The 20,204-nt window shown below is 73.4% G+C and carries 17 protein-coding genes; 6 read left to right on the plus strand and 11 right to left on the minus strand.

Annotated features, from left to right (window positions below; genetic code table 11):
- Nucleotides 1-249: 249 nt before the first annotated feature.
- The 4 genes from AB0947_RS16310 to AB0947_RS16325 form a co-directional block, all read right to left on the minus strand.
- Entirely contained in the window at nucleotides 250-732 is a 483-nt protein-coding gene (locus AB0947_RS16310) for a hypothetical protein (protein WP_366750998.1), read from the minus strand.
- Between the two features lie 94 nt (nucleotides 733-826).
- Nucleotides 827-1,603, minus strand: a complete 777-nt coding sequence (locus AB0947_RS16315; RefSeq protein ID WP_366750999.1) for a polysaccharide lyase family 7 protein — start codon at nucleotides 1,601-1,603, stop codon at nucleotides 827-829.
- Nucleotides 1,604-1,779: 176 nt separating this feature from the next.
- Nucleotides 1,780-2,112: a hypothetical protein gene (locus tag AB0947_RS16320; RefSeq protein ID WP_366751000.1), complete on the minus strand. Its 333-nt coding sequence runs from the start codon at nucleotides 2,110-2,112 to the stop codon at nucleotides 1,780-1,782.
- Nucleotides 2,113-2,310: 198 nt separating this feature from the next.
- Entirely contained in the window at nucleotides 2,311-3,318 is a 1,008-nt protein-coding gene (locus AB0947_RS16325; protein ID WP_366751001.1) for a Ppx/GppA family phosphatase, read from the minus strand.
- 345 nt (nucleotides 3,319-3,663) lie between these two features.
- On the opposite strand from AB0947_RS16325, the gene AB0947_RS16330 reads away from it, so the two are divergent.
- From AB0947_RS16330 to AB0947_RS16340, 3 genes are all read left to right on the plus strand, one after another.
- The gene (locus AB0947_RS16330; RefSeq protein ID WP_366751002.1) at nucleotides 3,664-4,818 is read left to right on the plus strand and encodes an NAD(P)/FAD-dependent oxidoreductase; all 1,155 of its coding nucleotides are present in this window, start codon (nucleotides 3,664-3,666) and stop codon (nucleotides 4,816-4,818) included.
- Nucleotides 4,819-5,094: 276 nt separating this feature from the next.
- Nucleotides 5,095-5,289, plus strand: coding sequence for a hypothetical protein (locus tag AB0947_RS16335; protein ID WP_366751003.1), 195 nt, complete (start codon nucleotides 5,095-5,097; stop codon nucleotides 5,287-5,289).
- 401 nt (nucleotides 5,290-5,690) lie between these two features.
- The gene (locus AB0947_RS16340; protein ID WP_366751004.1) at nucleotides 5,691-8,231 is read left to right on the plus strand and encodes a discoidin domain-containing protein; all 2,541 of its coding nucleotides are present in this window, start codon (nucleotides 5,691-5,693) and stop codon (nucleotides 8,229-8,231) included.
- Between the two features lie 19 nt (nucleotides 8,232-8,250).
- On the opposite strand, the gene AB0947_RS16345 is transcribed toward AB0947_RS16340, so the two are convergent.
- On the minus strand, nucleotides 8,251-9,195 hold the full coding sequence (locus AB0947_RS16345; protein WP_366751005.1) for a helix-turn-helix domain-containing protein: 945 nt from the start codon (nucleotides 9,193-9,195) through the stop codon (nucleotides 8,251-8,253).
- A gap of 132 nt (nucleotides 9,196-9,327) precedes the next feature.
- Here AB0947_RS16345 and AB0947_RS16350 point away from each other — a divergent pair, with 132 nt between their 5' ends.
- Nucleotides 9,328-9,669, plus strand: a complete 342-nt coding sequence (locus tag AB0947_RS16350; protein WP_366751006.1) for an ANTAR domain-containing protein — start codon at nucleotides 9,328-9,330, stop codon at nucleotides 9,667-9,669.
- Between the two features lie 57 nt (nucleotides 9,670-9,726).
- Here AB0947_RS16350 and AB0947_RS16355 read toward each other — a convergent pair whose 3' ends face one another.
- The gene (locus tag AB0947_RS16355; RefSeq protein ID WP_366751007.1) at nucleotides 9,727-10,893 is read right to left on the minus strand and encodes an amidohydrolase; all 1,167 of its coding nucleotides are present in this window, start codon (nucleotides 10,891-10,893) and stop codon (nucleotides 9,727-9,729) included.
- A 142-nt stretch (nucleotides 10,894-11,035) separates the two neighbouring features.
- Here AB0947_RS16355 and AB0947_RS16360 point away from each other — a divergent pair, with 142 nt between their 5' ends.
- Entirely contained in the window at nucleotides 11,036-12,499 is a 1,464-nt protein-coding gene (locus tag AB0947_RS16360) for an ornithine decarboxylase (RefSeq protein WP_366751008.1), read from the plus strand.
- A gap of 459 nt (nucleotides 12,500-12,958) precedes the next feature.
- On the plus strand, nucleotides 12,959-15,241 hold the full coding sequence (locus AB0947_RS16365) for a catalase (protein ID WP_366751009.1): 2,283 nt from the start codon (nucleotides 12,959-12,961) through the stop codon (nucleotides 15,239-15,241).
- Between the two features lie 90 nt (nucleotides 15,242-15,331).
- On the opposite strand, the gene AB0947_RS16370 is transcribed toward AB0947_RS16365, so the two are convergent.
- From AB0947_RS16370 to AB0947_RS16390, 5 genes are read right to left on the minus strand one after another with little or no spacing between them, the layout of a single operon-like run.
- Nucleotides 15,332-16,999 (minus strand): PP2C family protein-serine/threonine phosphatase, encoded by a 1,668-nt coding sequence (locus AB0947_RS16370; protein ID WP_366751010.1) that lies wholly within the window; start codon nucleotides 16,997-16,999, stop codon nucleotides 15,332-15,334.
- Nucleotides 16,983-18,047: a SpoIIE family protein phosphatase gene (locus tag AB0947_RS16375; protein WP_366751011.1), complete on the minus strand. Its 1,065-nt coding sequence runs from the start codon at nucleotides 18,045-18,047 to the stop codon at nucleotides 16,983-16,985. The genes AB0947_RS16370 and AB0947_RS16375 overlap by 17 nt, the downstream gene beginning before the upstream one ends.
- Nucleotides 18,044-18,490: an ATP-binding protein gene (locus AB0947_RS16380; RefSeq protein WP_366751012.1), complete on the minus strand. Its 447-nt coding sequence runs from the start codon at nucleotides 18,488-18,490 to the stop codon at nucleotides 18,044-18,046. Before AB0947_RS16380 ends, AB0947_RS16375 begins: the two co-directional genes overlap by 4 nt.
- Entirely contained in the window at nucleotides 18,490-18,870 is a 381-nt protein-coding gene (locus AB0947_RS16385) for an STAS domain-containing protein (RefSeq protein WP_171150354.1), read from the minus strand. Before AB0947_RS16385 ends, AB0947_RS16380 begins: the two co-directional genes overlap by 1 nt.
- Nucleotides 18,867-19,760: an STAS domain-containing protein gene (locus AB0947_RS16390; RefSeq protein WP_366751013.1), complete on the minus strand. Its 894-nt coding sequence runs from the start codon at nucleotides 19,758-19,760 to the stop codon at nucleotides 18,867-18,869. The genes AB0947_RS16385 and AB0947_RS16390 overlap by 4 nt, the downstream gene beginning before the upstream one ends.
- Nucleotides 19,761-20,204: the final 444 nt, after the last annotated feature.

Below are 20,204 nucleotides of genomic sequence, written 5' to 3' on the forward strand. Positions count from 1 at the left end.
TCGACAGGCCCTGCCGTAGCCCACGCCGTGACCTGCCCAAGACCGGCCGTGCCGCCCGACCGGAGGAGGCGCCAGACGGTGCCGCGCGCTGGTGCCGGTGGCGTAGTGCCGGGCGGACGGGGGAGTCGGGGTATGTGACCCCTCCTCGGTCGGCGCGCGGGGTCACACCACCATGAGGGGGGAACGGGTCACCGGTGCGGGAGCCGGGGCCGCGGGACCGCCCGGCGGGGCGGTGCGCGTGGACCCTTGTCAGTCCCAGAGCGGATACGTCATGACCTGCTTGAAGCCCTCCGGACGACCCTCCTGGTAGGTGAGGCTCATCCGGCTGAAGCGCTGCACGTCGGGGTGCTTCTTCCAGGGCTCGGTGTCTTCGAGTCGGACGGTCACCGGGTACGCGTGGAAGGAGCCGGCCGCGCAGTACGGCTTGCAGTCGTTGACCATGTTCGTGCCCACCGCGGTGGCCCCCGCCGGACTCCACTTGGTCCAGTGCAGTCCGGTGAGACGGCTGTTTCCGTCGCCGCAGGCGAGGATGAAGTCGCCGGGGCGGACGGTGCGGTTGAACAGGCAGTCGACCAGGACCGGCTGCGACGCACCGGCGTGGGACGGCGAGGCGCCGGCACGTGTCCGCGTCGTGTCGGTGACCGGCGGACCGGCCGTTGCCGTGGTCATGGCCGCTGTCAGGAGGGCTCCCGCCGCCAGGAGGACCGCCGTTCCCGTCACTGATCCGCGCATGGTCGCTCCCACCCGTCGTGCTGTGTCCGACCGCGTGCACCCGACGCTACGACCGTCCCGCCGTTCGCACCAGTCGCGCAGGTCGGGCCGTGTGTCAGCCGTGCGAGACGGTCAGCCCGTAGAAGGCCACGCGGGCCCCGTTGGTGGTGCTGTCCGAGGAGGACTGGTTGTAGGAGCCCGCCTTGAAGTACTGCTTGTACGGCTTGAAGGAGGACGGGATGGCGTAGTGCGTGGTCGTGCCGTTCACGGTCAGGTCGATGGTGTTCCCGCCGGAGACGGCGATGGTGTAGCTCCAGGTCTTGCCGGTCGACACGTGCCCGACGGGGTGCTGGGTCTGGCCGCCGTCCGGCGAGTCCTCGGTGCCGAGGACGATGTCCCCGTTGGCGCGGTAGTACAGCTCCACCAACGGCTTGGTGGAGGAACCGCCGGAGCCGAGGTGGATCTGGCCGACGCAGACGTTCTTGGTCACGGACACCACGCGCAGCGTCGCGCTCAGCCGGTGGCTGCCGCTGAGCGCCCAGTCGGCGGCGGAGCCGTCGCGGTTCATCTCGCGCAGCTCGGAGCGGGCGTACTGGGAGTTCGGCGTGGTGACGCCCTTCTCGGGCGCCCAGAACGTCATGGCGCCGTCGCGGGTGTCGGTGTAGAAGTACGCGTCCTGGTAGCCGTTCGCGCCCTGGAGCCGGGACGACGGGATGGTGGTGGGCTTGCCGGGGGAGCCGACGGGTTCCTGGAGCTGCCACACGGACAGGTCGAAGTTGCCGCCGGGCGCGACACGCGGGTCGGCCGCGTCCGCGCCGCCGGTGCCGAGCGCGGTGAGGGCGAGGGCGAGCACGGCGGTGGCCGCCGCCGCGGGTATCCGGGATCGGGTCATGTGGGGGGTCCCTTCTTCGGACCGGATGCGGGCCGGTTACGGGCCGGGTGCGAAGCGGAGAAGCGTTCATGAGGGTGAACGCTGAACTCATGCTTGTTCGCCGATGACCCGAGAAGTTAAAGGTCTGAACCAGACACGTCAAGAGTCGGCGGCCGGTTCGCACGCGGACGCGTCCCTCACCAGGAGCCCTTCCGTACCGCTCGGCACCCCTGGCCCCTGACCGCGCTGGTGCCGACGTCGTCGACGCGGTCGCAGTGCCAGTCGTGCCGCCCGGCCCGGTCCTCGACCCAGACACCGTCACCCTCGGTGATCTCGGCGACCTTGGCGCATCCCTCGCCCGCGAGCGTGCCGGTCTCCTGGTGCTCGGAGGTGCTCGCGCAGTCGTAGGAGTAGGGCTGCGGCACGGGCGCGGCGAGGGCGGCCGGGGCCGGCAGCGCCCCGGCGCACGCCGTCAGCAGGCCGAGGCAGAGGGCGGTCACGGTCCGGCGGCACGTGGTGCGAGCGCGCATGAGGTGTCCCTTCCGGTGCCCGGCGGTTGAGCGGGCGGGGCGCTGATCCGGTCCCGGCCCCACGCGGTAGCGTTCCACCCGGCCGGCCGCCCTGAAGCACCGCTCACCCGAACGGGGACGGCCGGTGGGACCGCCGGTGGTCTCCCCGCGCGCGGCGAACCGTCAGGAGAACCCTCTCGGGCGCCCCGTGACCGCCCGTCACGGGGACGGGCTCGCGATGCGGAGCGGCGCCGCCGGGGCCGGCGCGGTGGCACCGGTCCCGCCGGTGGCGTCCGCCCACCAGTCGGCGCCGTCCTCGGCGTAGCGCAGCAGCACGCCCTCGCGGATCGCCCAGGGGCAGACGACGGCCCGGGGCAGGCCCATCAGCTTCAGCGCCGTGTGCCCGACGACCGCTCCGGCCAGGCTCTGGGCGGCGCGCGGCGCGGAGATCCCGGGCAGCTGGGAGCGTTCGGCGGCAGGCAGCCCGGCGAGGGCGTGCACCGCCGCGCGCAGGTCCCGGCAGGCCAGCTCACGGTCCACGAAGGGACCGAACCGGCCCGGCGCGGCCCCGCACAGCCGCGCCAGCTGCTGGAACGTACGGGACGTGACGGCGGCGGTGCGCGGACGCTCCCAGCGGATCCGCGCGGCCACGTCGCGCAGTTCGTGGCGGATACGGCGGCGCAGCTCCTTCAGCTCGCCCGGCCCGGGCGGATCCTGGAGGCCCAGATGCTCCCGGGTCAGCCGGCTGGCGCCGAGCGGCAGGGACGCGGCGAAGTCGGGCAGCCGGCCCCGGCCGAAGGCCACCTCCAGCGAGCCGCCGCCGATGTCGAGCAGGGCCAGGGGACCCGCCTTCCAGCCCAGCCAGCGCCGCGCCGCCAGGAAGGTCAGCTCGGCCTCCGTCTCACCGGGCAGGGTGCACATGCGGATACCGGTGCCGGACGCCACCCGTTGCAGCACGTCATGGCGGTTGGGGGCGCCGCGCACCACCGCGGTCGCGAAGGCCAGCGGGCCCGCCGCGTGCCACCGCCGGGCCGTGGCGCCCGCCGCGGCCACCGCCTTCACCAGCCGCTCCACCGCCTCGTCGGCGATGGTGCCGTCCGGGCCGACCTGTTCGGCAAGGCGGAGCTTCCACTTGACGGTGTGCACCGGCAGCGGAACGCCACCCTCCACATCCGCGATCACCAGTCGGACCGTGTTCGACCCCGCGTCCACCACACTCACCCGCATGGCGGGGAGGTACCCAGTTCCCCGGCAACCACCCTTCACACAGGGGGCGTGCCGGCGCACGGCGCAGCCGGCCACGTGCCTCGGGAGCGGCTCGCGCGGCGGTCGGAGGCGGACCGGGAGCGTGAGGTGCACGGGCCGGGAACCAGCGGACGCCTGCCTCGCACCAGGTTCACCCGAGGGCCGGTCACCGCAGTGGCAGCCGTCACACCACGTGCCCCGCCAGGCACTCGGGAGGGCCCGCGTGTCCGGATCCTGGCCCCGTGTGTTCCGGACGGCCCCACCGCTGCCCTTGGATGGTCACGGCCACGGTCGGTGCGCGCAGCGGCGGATGAGGGAGCGGACGCGATGAGGGTACTGGTGATCGGCGGCGGCATCGCGGGGACCGCGACCGCGCTGGGCCTGCACAAGGCCGGTGTCGACGTCACCGTCTACGAGGCGCACCCGGACACGGCCGAGGACATCGGCGCCTTCCTCACCCTGGCGAGCAACGGCATGCGCGCCCTGGCCGAGCTGGACGCCACGCACGCCGTCACGGCCGTCGGTTTTCCGCTGACTTCGCTGCGGCTGCTGGACAGCCGGGGCACCGAGCTCGCGCACGCACCGCTGGGCGAGGCGGACGACCCCGCCCTGCGCTACCGGTGCCTGCGCCGCGGCGAGCTGAACGCGGCGCTCCAGGGCGAGGCGGTCCGCCGCGGTGTCCGGCTGCGCCACGGTGCCCGGCTGGTGTCCGTGACGGACGGCCCGTACGACGTCACCGCCCACTTCGCCGACGGCTCGACGGCCACCGGTGACCTGCTCATCGGCGCCGACGGCCTGAACTCCACGGTGCGCGGCCTGCTCATGCCCGGGGCCCGGCCCGGGTACGCCGGCCAGCGGGTCTACTACGGCTACACCGCGAACGCGCCCGCACCCGGCCCGGACGGCGCCATCACCATGGTGCGGGGCGCCACGACCGCCTTCGGGTACGCGGTGTCGCCGGCGGGGGAGGCGTACTGGTTCGCCCGCACCGGCGGCGGTCCGCTCCCGGCCGAGGACCTCGCCGCGCCGCCCGCGGTCCTGCGCGCGCAGTTGCTGCCGCTGCTGAGGGAGGACGACACCCCCGCCGCCGCGCTGGTCGAGGCCTGCGCCGACGCCCTCATGGTCACCAACGCCACGGAGCTGCCGCTCGGGACCGTCTGGCAGACCGGGCGGGTCCTGCTCGTGGGCGACGCGGCCCACGCGGCCTCCCCGGCGACCGGCCAGGGCGCCTCGATGGCCCTGGAGGACGCCGTGGTCCTGGCCAAGGCCCTGCGCGATCTGCCCGGTGTGGGGGCCGCGTGTGCCGGGTTCGAGCGGCAGCGCCGTCCGCGGGCGGAACGCAACATCGCCGTCAGCGGCGGCCTCACCCGCGGCACCCGCCCCGCGCCCGGCACGCCCCCTTCCGCCGGTTCGGACGAGCAGCTCATCCGCCAACTCACCTGGGACACCCGGCTGTCCCCGCCCCCGCCCGAGCCGGGCTGACCCGCGCCGACCGCCGGGTGAGCGGGGGGCGACATCGGTACTTGAAGCCAAGGCCCTGCGCGACTGTCGAAGCGGCGGGGTCCGCGAGTGCCGGGTTCGAGCGGCACCGCGCACAACATCGCACGCCAACTCGCCTGGGACACAGCGCTGTCCGCAACCCGGCCCGGGCCGGGCTGACCCGCGCCCCGCCGCGTGCGGCAAGCGACCGAGCCGACTGCCGGGTGAGCGGGGACGACACCGGCAGTCGAAGCCAAGGCCCTGCGAGATCTGCCCGGTGTGGGGGCCGCGTGTGCCGGGTTCGAGCGGCAGCGCCGTCCGCGGGCGGAACGCAACATCGCCGTCAGCGGCGGCCTCACCCGCGGCACCCGCCCCGCGCCCGGCACGCCCCCTTCCGCCGGTTCGGACGAGCGCCTCATCCGCCAACTCACCTGGGACACCCCGCTGTCGGCGCCCCCGCCCGAGCCGGGCTGACCCGCGCCGACCGCCGGGTGAGCGGGGGCGACATCGATAGTTGAAGCCAAGGCCCTGCGCGACTGTCCGAAGCGGCGGGGTCCGCGAGTGCCGGGTTCGAGCGGCACCGCGCACAACAGCGCACGCCAACTCGCCTGGGACACAGCGCCGACGAGCAGCTCATCCGCCAACTCACCTGGGACACACCGCTGTCGGCGCCCCCGCCCGAGCCGGGCTGACCCGCGCCCCGCCGCGTGCGGCAAGCGGCCGAGCCGGCCGCCGGGTGAGCGGGGGACAGCACCGGCAGTTGAAGGAATCTGGTGTCCGAAGGCTTGTGGGACGGTTGGTTCATCTCTTAAATCAAAGCATGAACTAAGCCGTGGGTCTTACCCGTTGCATCCCCACACGTCTGGAGCCGCCGCATGAGACTGAGAGCACTGGGCGCAGTGCTGGCCGCCACGGCCGCGCTGCTCGCCCTGCCCGCCACGCACCCCTCGGCCACCGCCGCCGAGACCCCCCTGTCCCAGGGGAAGACCGCCACCGCGTCGTCCGAGGAGAACGGCGGCACCGCCGCCGCCAAGGCCGTCGACGGCGACACCGGGACCCGCTGGTCCTCGGCCGCGAGCGACGACCAGTGGGTCCGGGTCGACCTCGGGGGCACCGCCACCGTCACCCGGGTCGTCCTGAACTGGGAGGCCGCCTACGGCAAGGACTACAAGGTCCAGATATCCGGGGACGGGAGCACCTGGACCGATCTGAAGTCCGTCACCGGCTCCGACGGCGGCGACGACACGCTCGACGTGTCCGGCCGGGGCCGCTACGTACGGATGCTCGGCGTGCACCGGGCCACCACGTGGGGCTACTCCCTCTGGGAATTCCAGGTGTTCGGCACCGCGGACGGCGCCCAGGCGGGCTGCGGCACCGCGAACGCGGCCCAGGGCAAGGCCGCCATGGCCTCCTCCACCGAGAACGCCGGCACCCCCGCCTCCGCCGCCGTCGACGGCGACACCGGGACCCGCTGGTCCAGCCAGGCCGCCGACCCGCAGTGGCTGCGCATCGACCTCGGTTCCGTCCAGGACCTGTGCAAGGTGGACCTGAACTGGGAGGCCGCCTACGGCAAGGACTTCCAGATCCAGGCGTCCTCCGACGGGCAGAGCTGGAACACCCTCAAGAGCGTCACCGGGGCCACCGGCGGCACGGCGTCCTACGACGTCAGCGGCTCCGGCCGGTACGTCCGGATCTACGGCACCGCCCGCGGCACCGGCTACGGCTACTCCCTGTGGGAGGTCGCCGTGCACACCGGCGCCACCGGCGTCCCGCCCGTCCAGGGCGGCGGCGACCTCGGCCCGAACGTCATCGTCGTCGACCCCTCGACCCCGGGCCTGCAGCAGAAGTTCGACGACGTCTTCGCCAAGCAGGAGTCGGCCCAGTTCGGCACCGGCCGCTACCAGTTCCTGCTCAAGCCCGGCACCTACAACAACATCAACGCCCAACTCGGCTTCTACACCTCGATCTCCGGCCTCGGCCTGAACCCCGACGACACCCAGATCAACGGGGACATCACGGTCGACGCGGGCTGGTTCAACGGCAACGCCACCCAGAACTTCTGGCGTTCGGCGGAGAACCTCGCCCTCAAGCCCGTCAACGGCACCGACCGCTGGGCCGTCGCCCAGGCCGCGCCCTTCCGCCGCATCCACGTCCAGGGCGGCCTCAACCTCGCTCCCAACGGGTACGGCTGGGCCTCCGGCGGCTACATCGCGGACTCCAAGATCGACGGCACGGTCGGCCCGTACTCCCAGCAGCAGTGGTACACCCGGGACAGCTCGGTCGGCGGCTGGACCAACGGCGTGTGGAACATGACCTTCAGCGGTGTCCAGGGCGCCCCCGCCACCAACTTCGACAGCGGCCCGTACACCACCCTGGACACCACCCCGGTCTCCCGCGAGAAGCCGTTCCTCTACCTCGACGGCTCCGCCTACAAGGTGTTCGTCCCGGCCAAGCGCACCAACGCCCGGGGCGTCTCCTGGCCCGCGAACGCCGGTACGTCGCTCCCGCTCGACCAGTTCTACGTCGTCAAGCCCGGCGCGACCGCCGCCACCATCAACCAGGCCCTCGCCCAGGGCCTCAACCTCCTGTTCACCCCCGGCGTCTACCACCTGGACCAGACCATCGACGTCACCCGGCCGAACACCGTCGTCCTCGGCCTCGGCCTCGCCACCCTCGTCCCCGACAACGGCGTCGACGCGATGCACGTCGCCGACGTCGACGGGGTGCGGCTCGCCGGGTTCCTGATCGACGCGGGCCCGGTCAACTCCGACACGCTGCTGCGCATCGGCACCCCCGACGCCGGCGCCGACCACTCCGCGAACCCCACCACCATGCAGGACGTCTTCATCCGCGTCGGCGGAGCAGGGCCCGGGCTCGCCACCAACTCCGTGGTGGTCAACAGCGACGACGTGATCATCGACCACACCTGGCTCTGGCGCGCCGACCACGGCAGCGGCGTCGGCTGGGACACCAACCGCGCCGACTACGGCCTGCGCGTGAACGGCGACGACGTCCTGGCCACCGGCCTGTTCGTGGAGCACTTCAACAAGTACGACGTCTACTGGAACGGAGAACGCGGCCGGACGATCTTCTTCCAGAACGAGAAGGCCTACGACGCCCCGAACGCCGCCGCCATCACCCACGACGGCATCACCGGCTACGCGGCCTACAAGGTCGCCGACTCCGTCACCACCCACGAGGCGTGGGGCCTGGGCAGCTACTGCAACTACACGGCCGATCCCTCGATCGTCCAGGCCCACGGCTTCCAGGTGCCGGTGAAGAGCGGGATCAAGATGCACGACCTGCTGGTGATCTCGCTCGGCGGCAAGGGCCAGTACGCGCACGTCGTCAACAGCACGGGCCCACCCACCTCGGGGACCGACACGGTCCCGTCCAAGGTGACGTCCTTCCCGTAAGGACACCGGCCGGCCGCCGTCAGCCGCCGGCCAGGCTCTCGTGCGGGGCCCTGCGGTAGGTGCCCCGGTACAGGGAGGCGAAGCGGCCCGGGTGGTGGAAACCCCACCGGGCCGCGATCTCCGTCACCGTGGCCCCGCTGCCGGGATCGGCGGCCACCAGCTCGTGATGGGCGTGCGCGAGCCGCACCCGGCGCAGCTGGGCCAGCGGAGTGGTGTCCAGATGACGGCGGAAGGCGTACTGCAGCGCCCGTACCGTCACATGGGCCGCGGCGGCGATGTCCGCGACCGCGATGGGCTGGTCCGCGTGGTCGTCGATGTAGGCGAGCGCGCGCCGCAGCACCGCCGGGTGCGCGTCGGTGTCGTGGGCGGCGGGCTCGTCCAGCGCCGTGTTGGGGAACGCGGCCAGGACGCTCGCCGCCAGGTGCTGGGCGGCCGTGGCGGCGATCAGCGGCTGGTCCGCGATCTGGGCGTCGGACAGCACGTCGTCGCGCAGATGGGCGATCGTACGGGTGAGGTGGCGCGCCGCGGCGGCCGAGCGCGGCCGGTGCCCGGTCAGCCGTACCGGTCGCGAGCCGTCCCCGGCCACCTGGGCGAGCAGCGCGGGATCCAGCATGGTGATGTTGTAGCGGGCGTTGCAGATGCGGCCCTCGTACGGCAGGTCCGGCGGCGCGAACAGCACCGCGTCCCCCGGGCCGAAGGAGTCCTCGACACCCTGGTAGCCGTGGTCCCGCACGGTTCCCTCGTGCACGACGCACAGGCAGATCCGGCCCAGCGGTGACACCGAGTAGGACATCTCGAAGTCCAGCGCGAGTTCGTCGACGCTCACCCCGGGAATGCCGGCGCGGTGGATCTGGGCACGGGTCGAGCCGGGCGTCCCGCTTCTGATGCGCATCCTGGCGTAGGCCCGGCTGAGGAAGTCCTCCGTCACGTCCAGGTCGTGGCTGTCGAAGGTGAGGCTGTCCATGCCCGCCCGCTGCCCCCGAATCCCCCTTCCACGGCCCACCGACCAGCGATTTTTCGTTTTTTGTACGGCCTCTTGCCCTGTTGTTCGCCTGACGGCTGGCGCCCGGCGTCCGGGCTGCGGAGGGTGAGGCGCATGATCGGACCCGAGGAGCGGACGGACCAGCTGAAAGCACTTCAGGAGGAGGTGGAGCAACTGCGCCATGCCCTCGGCTCGCACGCCCTGGTCGACCAGGCGATCGGCGTGGTCATCACCGTGGGCGGGCTGCGTCCGGAGCAGGGCTGGGACGTCCTGCGGCACATATCGCAGCACAGCAACATCAAACTGCGGGAGGTCGCGCGCTGCCTGGTGGAGTGGCCGACGCGCCGCCGGCTGCCCGAGGTGATCCGCCGGGCCCTGTCCGCCGCCGTGGAGGAGGTGCGCGGCCGGGCGAAGGCCGCCGAACGGGAGGACGAACGCGAGGTCCGCTCCGGCTGACCGTCGTCCGCACGGCGGCACGGCGGACGGTGCGCGGGGCCGGCGCGCCCAGGGCCGTCAGTCCGCCGTCAGATGCAGGTCCGCCCACGCGCGACCGCGCAGGTCCGCGTCCCCCAGGAGGTCCACCGCCGTGCAGGCCAGCGCCTCCACCACCGCCGTCAGCACCCGGCGGGCCCGCTCCGAGGCCGCGGCCTCGGCGAACTCGGGCGTGTGGTCGGAGCCGTCGGCGCCCATGATCGCGACGAACGGGTGGATGGCCGGCACCCGGCCGCTGACGTTGCCGATGTCGGAGGAGCCCAGGTAGACGCCGGGCGTGGGCGCGGTCAGCGCGATCCCGGCGCGGTCCAGGTGCCCGGCGAACCGCTCGGACAGCACCGAGCTGTCCCGGAAGTGCTCGTAGCGCATGCTCGCGCGTTCCACCGTGACGGCCGTGCCGGTCGCCAGCGCCACCCCCTCCGCGGCGGTGCGCAGCTGTTCCGCCAGCTCGTCCAGGGCCGCCGTCGTGACCGCGCGCAGCCCGAAGCGGCCCTCGGCGTACTCCGGGACGATGTTCGTGGCCGTACCGCCCTGCGTGATGATCCCCTGGACGTGGGAGCCCTCCGGCAGCCGCCGCCCGAGCGCCGACACCACGTTGAACAGCTCGATCAGCGCGGCGAGCGCGTCGATGCCCTCCGTCGGGTTGCCCGTCGGGTGCGCGGCCCGGCCCCGGAAGCCGACCCGGTACTGCTCCTGCGCGGTCAGCGGCGCCCGCACCCAGTCGTACACCCCGGGATGGAACATCAGGGCGGCGTCCACCCCGTCGAACACCCCGGCCTCCACCTCCAGGGCCTTGCCGCCACCGCCCTCCTCGGCCGGCGTGCCCACCGCGAGGACCGTGCCCCCGGTGCCGTCCCGCACGGCCTCGGTGACCAGGGCCGCGCCGAGGCCCGCCGCCGCGATCAGATTGTGCCCGCAGGCGTGCCCGAGGCCGGGCAGCGCGTCGTACTCCAGGGGGAAGGCCACCACCGGCCGGCCCTCGCCCGCGCGGGCCGTGAACGCGGTCGGCAGGCCCGCGGCCTCCCGCCGCACCGCGAACCCCGCGCGCTCCAGTTCGTCCGTGAGCAGCTTCGCCGCGCGGTGCTCGGAGAACGCGGTCTCCGGATCCGCGTGCAGGGCGGTCGCCACGGTCCACAGCGCGTCGGCGCGGCGCTCGGTCTCCTCCCGGATCCGCTGGTACAGCGACACGAGACCTCCTGAGGGTTCGGCGGGCGTCTTCCGTGCCGGGGCCGGGTTCCACCGAACGGCCCCCTGACACCGGCCGCGTGTTTGGGGAGCGCGGCCGGTGCAACACGGTGGATGCGGCACCGACCAGCTCAGGAGGACTGCCATGGATCACTCTCGCGTACCCGTCCTGGAGGCTCTGCAGGAGTTCCGGCGGCGAGGAGACGTGGCGTACGGGCCCCCCGGGCACAAACAGGGCCGCGGCACCGATCCCCGGGTGGCCGAGATCATGGGAATGGACGTCTTCCGCTCCGACGTGCTCAGCCTCAACGGCCTGGACGACCGCCGCCAGTCCCAGGGCGTGCTGGAGCAGGCGCAGGAGCTGATGGCGGACGCGGTCGGCGCCGAGCAGGCGTTCTTCTCCACCTGCGGCAGCTCCCTGTCCGTGCGGACCGCGATGTGCTCGGTCGCCGGACCGGGGGAGAAGCTGCTGGTGTCCCGCAACGCCCACAAGTCGGTCATCGCGGCGGTGATCATCAACGGCGTGGAGCCGATCTGGGTCCACCCCAAGTTCGACGGCGAACGCCACATGGCGCATCCGCCCGAGGCCGACGAAGTGCGCAACCGGCTGCGCGAGCACCCCGACGCCAAGGGGATGCTGCTGATCACGCCCACCGACTGGGGCACCTGCGCCGATGTGCGCGCGGTGGCCGACGCCTGCCACGCCTTCGACGTCCCGCTCATCGTGGACGAGGCGTGGGGCGCCCACCTGCCCTTCCACGACGGCCTGCCCGTCTGGGGCATGAACGCGGACGCCGACCTGGTCGTCACCAGCGTGCACAAGATGGGCGGCGCGATCGAGCAGAGTTCCGTCTTCCACCTCCAGCACGACCGGGTCTCGCCCACCGTGCTCAAACAGCGCGAGGACCTGCTCGGCACCACCAGCGCCTCCAGCCTGATCTACGCGGCCCTCGACGGCTGGCGGCGGCAGATGGTCGAACACGGGCACGACCTCCTGGACGTGGCGCTGCACCGGGCCGAGCGCGTCCGTGCCCTGCTGCGCGAGCTGCCGGGGCTGAAGGTGATGGGCGGCGAGGTGATCGAGAAGGGCCTGGCCGCCGAGTTCGACCCCCTGAAGCTCGTCGTCGACGTACGCGACCTCGGTATCAGCGGCATGCAGGCGGCCGAATGGCTGCGCGCCAACCGCCACATCGACGTGGGCGGCTCCGACACCTGCCGGATCAGCGCCTCCATCACCCACGCCGACGACGAGGAGACCGAGAAGCTGCTCGTGGATTCCGTACGCTCCCTGGTGGAACGCGCGGACTCCATCGAGCGACGGCCCGCCGTGCACCTGCCCGAGCCCGGCGTCCTGGAACTGGAGCAGGCGGCGCTGCCCCGCGACGCCTTCTTCGGCCCCGCCGAGCAGGTGCCCGCCGAGCGGGCCGTGGGCCGGATCGCCGCGGAGACGATCAGCCCGTACCCGCCGGGCGTGCCGGTCGTGGCGCCGGGCGAGGTGATCACCGCGGAGGTCCTCGACTACCTGCGCAGCGGTGTCGCCCACGGCTTCCTCATCCCGGACGCGGCGGACTCCTCCCTGGAGACCCTGCGGGTCGTCGCGCGTCCGTGACCGGCGGACGGGGGCCGTACTCCAAGAGGTACCGCCGCGCCCGTCCCGAACTGCGCCCGGCGGGGGCAGCGCCTAGGGTGGCGTGTGCGGGCGGCCGCCGGGTGGCCGCCTGCCCCGGGTCAAGAAGCCGGCCCTGCTGACCAACACGTCCTCGGCAGGGGGCACTTGGCCCTGCCGGTGGTCCCCGGGTCCGGACCAGCGCGTCCGGCGGGCCTCCCGCCCCGGCAACACGACAGGAGACGGCCCGACTTCACCCCGACCGGAAATCCACCGTGGTTCCCGGTTTCGGACGTCCCGGCCCGGGGACCTCGGTACGAGCCCCCGTCCCACCTCTTTCCATCGACATCCGCCCGGTACGACTCCGATGCCGGCCGTGCCCGGGTGCGGGCAGCCGCGGCTCGGACACGCACCTCGTCCCTGCCGGGCCCGCCTCCGTGACCAGTGAAGGAATCAGAACTGATGAGCGAGACGAATCCCCTGAAACGAGCGGCGGACAAGGTGGCGGACGCCCTGCAGGGCGGACCGGCCGGCCCCGAGGACGGCATCCCCGGCAAGCCGGGACCCAAGTCGCCGCCGGTCGCCGAGCCGACCGACCCCCATGAGCCGTACCCGCCCAAGCCCGACCAGAGCGGCCCGGCCACCGTCTCGCCGACCGGGCAGCCGACCGGCGCCGACCAGGCGCGGATGGCGCAGAGCGGCAGCTACCTGACCAACGCACAGGGCACCCGGCTCTACGACACCGACCACTCCCTCAAGGCGGGCCCCCGCGGACCGGTGCTCCTCCAGGACCACCACCTGCGCGAGAAGGTCATGCACTTCGACCACGAGCGCATCCCCGAGCGCGTGGTCCACGCCCGCGGCGCCGGAGTGCACGGCATCTTCCGCAGCTACGGCACCGCCGCCAACGTGACCAAGGCGGCCTTCCTCGCCGAGGACGTCGAGACACCGGTGTTCGTCCGCTTCTCCACCGTGCTCGGCTCCCGCGGCTCCTCCGACACCGTCCGCGACACCCGGGGCTTCGCGACGAAGTTCTACACCAGCGAGGGCGTCTTCGACCTCGTCGGCAACAACATCCCGGTGTTCTTCATCCAGGACGCCATCAAGTTCCCGGACGTCATCCACGCCGGCAAGCCGCACCCGGACCGGGAGATCCCGCAGGCGCAGAGCGCCCACGACACCTTCTGGGACTTCGTCACCCTGCACACCGAGGCCACCCACCACACCCTGTGGAACATGTCCGACCGGGGCATCCCGCGCTCGTACCGCACCATGGAGGGCTTCGGCGTCCACACCTTCCGCCTGGTCAACGCCGCCGGGGAGACGACCCTGGTGAAGTTCCACTGGAAGCCGAAGCTGGGCGTGCACTCCCTGGTGTGGGAGGAGGCCCAGATCATCAACGGCGTCGACCCCGACTTCCACCGCCGCGACCTCTACGACGCCATCGAGGCGGGCGCCTACCCCGAGTGGGAGTTCGGGATCCAGACCTTCCCCGACACCCCCGACCAGACCTTCGAGGGCATCGACCTGCTCGACCCGACGAACATCGTCCCGGAGGAACTGGCCCCCGTACAGCCGATCGGGCTGCTCACCCTGAACCGCAACCCGTCGAACTTCTTCGCCGAGACCGAGCAGGTCGCCTTCCACGTCGGCCACCTCGTCCCCGGCATCGACATCACCGACGACCCGCTGCTCGCCGGCCGGCTCTTCTCCTACCTGGACACCCAGATCACCCGGCTCGGCGGCCCGAACTTCCCGCAGATCCCGATCAACCGGCCGCACTCGCCCGTCAACGACATGCTGCGCGACGGCTTCCACCAGACGGCCGTCCACCGGGGCGTGGCCCCCTACCGCCCCAACTCGCTCGACGGCGGCTGCCCCTTCACCCCCGGCACGGACCTCGAAGGCGCCTACGTCGAGACCCCCGTCCGCGTCCCCGAGGCGACCAAGGTCCGCGAGGCGCCCGAGTCGTTCCAGGACCACTTCAGCCAGCCCCGCAGGTTCTGGCTGAGCATGAGCCCGGTGGAGCGCGAGCACATCATCGGCGCCTACACCTTCGAACTCGGCAAGTGCTACGAACAGGCCATCCGGGAACGGGCCCTTCAGGTCCTGGCCAACATCGACCCGGAGCTGTGCGAGGGCGTCGCCGCCGGCCTCGGCCTGCCCGCGCCCGCGCCGACGGTGCCGCTCGTCGACGTCGAGCCCAGCCCCGCCCTCTCCCAGGTCGGGCACACCTGGCCCACCGACGGCCGGATCATCGGCATCGTCACCGGCCCCGACGGCGACCTGGACGGCGTACGCGCCGTACGCCAGCAGGTGCTGGACGGCGGCATGGTCCCGCTGATCGTCGCACCGGTCGGCGGCACCCTCGGCGACGGCGAGGACGCCCTGACCGTGCAGCGGACCTACGCCACCGCGCGCTCCGTGGAGTTCGACGCCCTGCTGGTGGCCGGCACCCCCGGCGTGGGCGCCGACGCCTACGGGGCCCGCGACGCCAAGGCCGGTCAGCCCAACGGCCGGCCGGGCACCCCCGACCCGCGGGTGGGGCTGCTGCTCGCGGAGGCCTTCCGGCACGGCAAGGCCATCGGCGCCGCCAAGGGCGGGGAGAGCGCCCTGGAGGCGTCCGGCATCCCGCTGGAGGCGCCCGGTGTCGTCGCAGACGACACCGCCACCGCCGTGCTCCAGCAGCTCACCCAGCTGCTCGGCGCCCACCGGGTCTGGGAACGCTTCCCGTCCGCCGCCTGACGGTCTCCGGGCAGTCGCCCGGACCGGCCGCCGTACGTGTCACGGCCCCGCGCCGGCTCCCCCCGCCAGGGGGAGCCGGCGCGGGGCAGCTCACTCCAGCGTGGTGCGGCACAGCAACAGGCAGATGTCGTCGTCGTGTTCGGAGTCGTGCAGCATCGGCTTCAGCAACGCGTCGGCCGCCCCGTCCAGATCCGCCAGGTCCGACCGGCCGAGGGCCCCCATGGCCTCGGCGAGGCGGTCGATGCCCGCGTCGATCCCGGCCGACCGCCGCTCCACCAGACCGTCCGTGTACAGCGCGAGCGTCGAGCCCACCGGAAGCTCCAGGGTGTGCTCCTCGTACGAGAACGCCATCGGAATCCCCAGCATGATCCCCGGTCTGCCCTCCAGCACCCTTACCTCGCCGTCCGGGCCGCGCGCGATGGCCGGCGGATGCCCGGCCGCCGCCCACACCACCCCGGGCTCGCCGGGCGTGAACCGGGCGATGGCGCAGGTCGCGTACAGCTCCGGCTGCTGGTGGCGGAGCATCCGGTGCAGCAGGGTGAGGATGCGCGCCGGGCCGTTGCCCTCGACGGCGTAGGCGCGCAGCGCGGTCCGCAGCTGGCCCATGATCACCGCCGCGCGCAGCCCGTGCCCCGTGACGTCCCCTATCACCGCGAGGACGCTGCCGTCCGGCTGCGGGAAGGCGTCGTACCAGTCACCGCCGATGTTCAGGCCGTGCGTCGCCGGCAGGTAGCGCGCGGCCAGCTCCAGACCCGGGGTGGTGGGCAGATCGGTCAGCTGCGCCCGTTGCAGGGCCTCGGCCACGTCCCGGTGCTGCTCGTACTGGCGGGCGTTGTCCAGGGCGATGCCCGCCCGCCGGGCCAGTTCCAGCAACATCACGGTGGTGTCCGGGTCGAAGCGCTCGCCGGGCGCCGACAGCGTCAGCACCCCCTGCACGGTGCGCGCGCCGAGCGGCAGGCACAGCAGCGGCCGCCGCGGGGAGACCGCTGAGGCCGGCAGGTCGTCCACGCCGGGCAGGTCGCCGGGGTGGGGGCCCGCGTGCTGCGGCCGGCCGGTGCGCGCCGCCGTCACCGTGGCGGCCGCCCGCTCGGCCGGCGGGACGCGCTCGTCGTCCACGAACCAGACGTCGACGTGCCGCGCGTACTCCGGGACCAGCAGCTCGGGCAGCCGGCGCAGGATGTCCTCGTGATCGAGGGAGGCGTTCAGCACGGCGCTCGCGTTGGCCAGGAAGGTCAGCAGACGACGGGCCTTCTCCGCCTCCGCGCGCGCCGTCCGCTCCGCGTCGAGGAGTTCGCGCTGCGCGAGCGCCGCCGCCTCCAGCTCGGCGTGCAGCGCCAGCACGCCCTGATTGGTCTGGTGCAGCTCCTCCCGGTGGAACCGCAGCAGCTCCTCCGTCTCCGCCAGGTGCGCCAGCAGGGCGGCGGCGTCCTCGTCGGCGCCCAGCACGGCCTCGGCGAGCGGGGCGTCGTCCAGGCCGGGCAGCGGGCCGGTCACGGGGGCGGGGCAGACGAGCGTGTGCCGCCACGGTTCCGGCCCGTCCAGGGCGACCCGCAGCTTCCCGCCCGCCCCGGCGGTCACGGCCAGCTCCGCGCCGCCGGCGTCGACGGCATGGCGCAGCCGGGTGCCGAGCGCGGTCAGGAACCGGGCGCGGTCGAGCGCGGGCACCCCGGCGTCCGCGGTGAGCCGCGCCAGCACGGCGCGGGCGCGGGCCGCGTCGGCGGCGCAGGCGATGGTCCAGTTGTCAGAGGCGGCTGTCATGGGCGCTGGTCCGGCGGTCGGGGGCCAGTACGGCCACGCTGGTGTCGTCGCGTGCGGGGCGGGCCGGGCTGCCCGCGTCGCGCAGGATGGCCGCGGCCACCGCCGACGGGTCGTGGGCGAGCAGCAGGGGGTCCTCCGGCGGCTGCCACCGGCTGGGCAGCCCGTCGCTGTGCAGGACGAGCAGGCTGTCCCCGTGCCACGGCACCCGGCGCACCGGCACCTGCGCCGGGAAGTACGCGCCGACGATCCCCGGATGCGAGACGAGGGACGTCCAGGAATCCCCCGTGCGCACCCGGGCGCCGACGTTGCCGACGCCCGCGAAGCTGAGTTCGGCCCGTTCCGGGTCCACCTGGGCCACCGTGACCGCCGCGCCCCGGGTCGGCCGCAGCACGGTGTGCAGCCGGCGCAGGATGTCGGCCGGCCGCAGATGGGCGACGCGGTGCAGCTCCGCCACGGCCGCGGTGGAGGCGTGCGCGGCCTTCGGCCCGTGCCCCAGACCGTCCGCGAGCAGCAGCGTCACCCGGCTCCCGGAACGCGCCCAGCTCCACGCGTCACCGCACTGTTCGGCCTGCGCGAGGGCGGTGGTGATCCCGCCCGCCGGCACCGGTGCCGCCGGTGCCCCGCGCCTGTTCGGCTCGGGATCGATCCGCGCCGCCGCGACCGTTCCCCGGCCCGGCAGGCTGTACAGGTGGAAGGCGTTGGCGCTGCGCTGACAGCTGCCGAGACCCGCGCCGAGCGAGCCGGCGGCGGTGGACCAGCCGTCCCGCCGCGCGGCGCCGACGTCGGCGATGCCCGGACCGTGGTCGAGCGAGAACAGCTGCACCGACCCGGTCTCCGCGCCGCCGGCGGGCACCGCCACCAGGTTGAACACCATGCGGCCACCGCCGGCGTGTTTGAGCAGGTTGGTGGCCAGCTCCGTGGCGACCAGTTCCGCGGCCGCCGTGCGCGCGGCGGCGAGACCCGCCTGTCCGCACGCCTCACGGGCCGCTATCCGGGCGTCCCGGACACGCGTGGAGTCGTGCACCGGGATCTCCCACACCCGGCTCATCCCACCCCCGGACGCGACGCGGGTACCTGGGCCACCCAGGCGACGGCGGTGACGGTCGTGCCCCGCCCGGGCTCGGTGTCCACACTGAACTCGTGCACCAGCCGCTTCGCTCCGCTCAGCCCGAGTCCGAGGCCGCCGCCGGTGGTGTACCCGTCGGTCATGGCCAGTTCCATGTCGCGGATGCCCGGACCGTCGTCGATGAAACTCATGCGCAGACCTCGGCTGCGGCCGTTGTCCAGCGGCGTGATCTCCGCCCGCCCGCCGCCGCCGTGCACCAGCGTGTTGCGGGCCAGCTCGCTCGCCGCCGTGACCAGCTTGGTCTGCTGCACCAGACCGAAGCCGAGCTGCGCCGCGCACTGCCGAACCTGCTGCCGGACCCAGGCCAGATCTGCGTCCGAGCCGATGGGCAGGCTCGTCGCGGAAGCCTGGCCGGACGACTGCATCAGCTCCCCCTCTGTGAGAGCAGTTCCATGGCACGGTCGACGTCCAGGGCGGTGACCAGGCCGGGCAGGGTGAGACCCAGCTCGACCAGCGTGATCGCCACGGCGGGCCGCATCCCGGCCAGGACCGTGCGGGCCGCCAGCAGGGCGGCCGTGGAGGCGATCTCCGCGAGGACCCGGCCGAGGAACGAGTCGACGATGTCCACACCGGAGATGTCGAGGACCACACCGGTCACCCGGCTGGTGGCGATGCGGTTGGTGATGTCGTGCTGCAACTGCTCGGCCATGCCGTCGTGCAGCTCGCCCTGCAACGAGACCAGCAGCACGTCGCCCAGGGCGAGCACCGGGACCTGGGACGGCTGGGCCGGGACGGGCTGGTTCACCGGGCGCTCGCACTCGTGTCCGCGCGGGACACCTCGATGCCCTGCTTGCCCAGTGCGTAGGCCAGCGCGTCGGACAGCGAGGCGCGGGTGAGCACCGAGCCCAGGTCGATGCCGAGCTGCACGATGGTCTGCGCGATGGCCGGGCGGATCCCGGACACGATGCACTCCGCGCCCATCAGGCGCGCCGCGGCCACCGTCTTCATCAGGTGCTGCGCGACGAGCGAGTCGACCGTCGGCACGCCGGTGATGTCCAGGATGGCGTACCGGGCGCGCTGGTCGACGATGGCCTCCAGCAGCGACTCCATCACGACCTGGCTGCGCGCGCTGTCCAGCGTCCCGATCAGGGGCACGGCGACCGTGCCCTCCCACAACTTGATGACGGGCGTGGCCACTTCGAGCAACTGCTGGCGCTGCCGCTCGATCAGCTCGGCGTTCGCGTCCAGCGCCGTCTCCATCACCACCAGGCGCAGCGTGCCCAGCAACAGCGTCAGCGCCATCACCAACTCCTGGGCCTGCGCGGTGGCGGGGTCGGTGAACTCCTCGCGCAGCAGGTCGACCACGGGGACGCGCAGGGCGGCCACCTCGTCGGCGATCTGGGCCGGGGTGGATCCGGTACGGGTCCGGGACTGGGTCATCCGGCCCAACTGGTCACGCACCGGCGTGAAACCGGGCGCCGTGATGTTCTCCAGCTGTCCGCTGGCCGCCACGTCGGACAGGGCGTCCAGGACGGCCTTGCACGCCTCGACCGCCTCGTCGCGGGAGACGGTGAAGACCGAGCGGAACAGGGGGGCGTCGGCCCAGCGCTGGGCGATCTGCTCCTTGCGCCGTTCCAGGAAGGCACTCACCACCTGCGGGGCCGATTCGGCCGCGTCCTGCTCGGGCACTCTCATCCTCTCCTCTCGCACAGCCAGGTCCGCCGGTCGGCCGGCTCCCCGTACCGATCATTGCCGACCGCCCACCGTAGCCCCCGCCGTCCGAGCGGGCCAAACCCACCTCCGACAACTTCCCCCAGGTCAGGGTCGTTTGACCGGGAATACCGCGCGGACCCCGCCGACCGCGCCGCCGGCCCGCCCGGGCCTGGGCCGGTGCCGGTCGGGGCGACTGGACCGGGACCACGACGGAGGCACCGGGCACGGTCCGGCAGGGGGAGGCCGGCGCGACCGGGGCGTCCGGGCGACGGGCACGCCGCACGGAGGACCGGCCGTACGCCGCTGTCCCACGCCACGGCTCCTCGCCCTGGGCAGGGGTCGTCGCGTTGTGGTGCCGTGTACGGGTGCGGACGGGAGCGCCGGGCTGTGGCGTACGGGCCGGAGCACAAGCCGGGCCGCGGGACC

It is taken from the genome of Streptomyces sp. NPDC047841, assembly GCF_040704085.1.
GTDB lineage: Bacteria > Actinomycetota > Actinomycetes > Streptomycetales > Streptomycetaceae > Streptomyces > Streptomyces argyrophylli.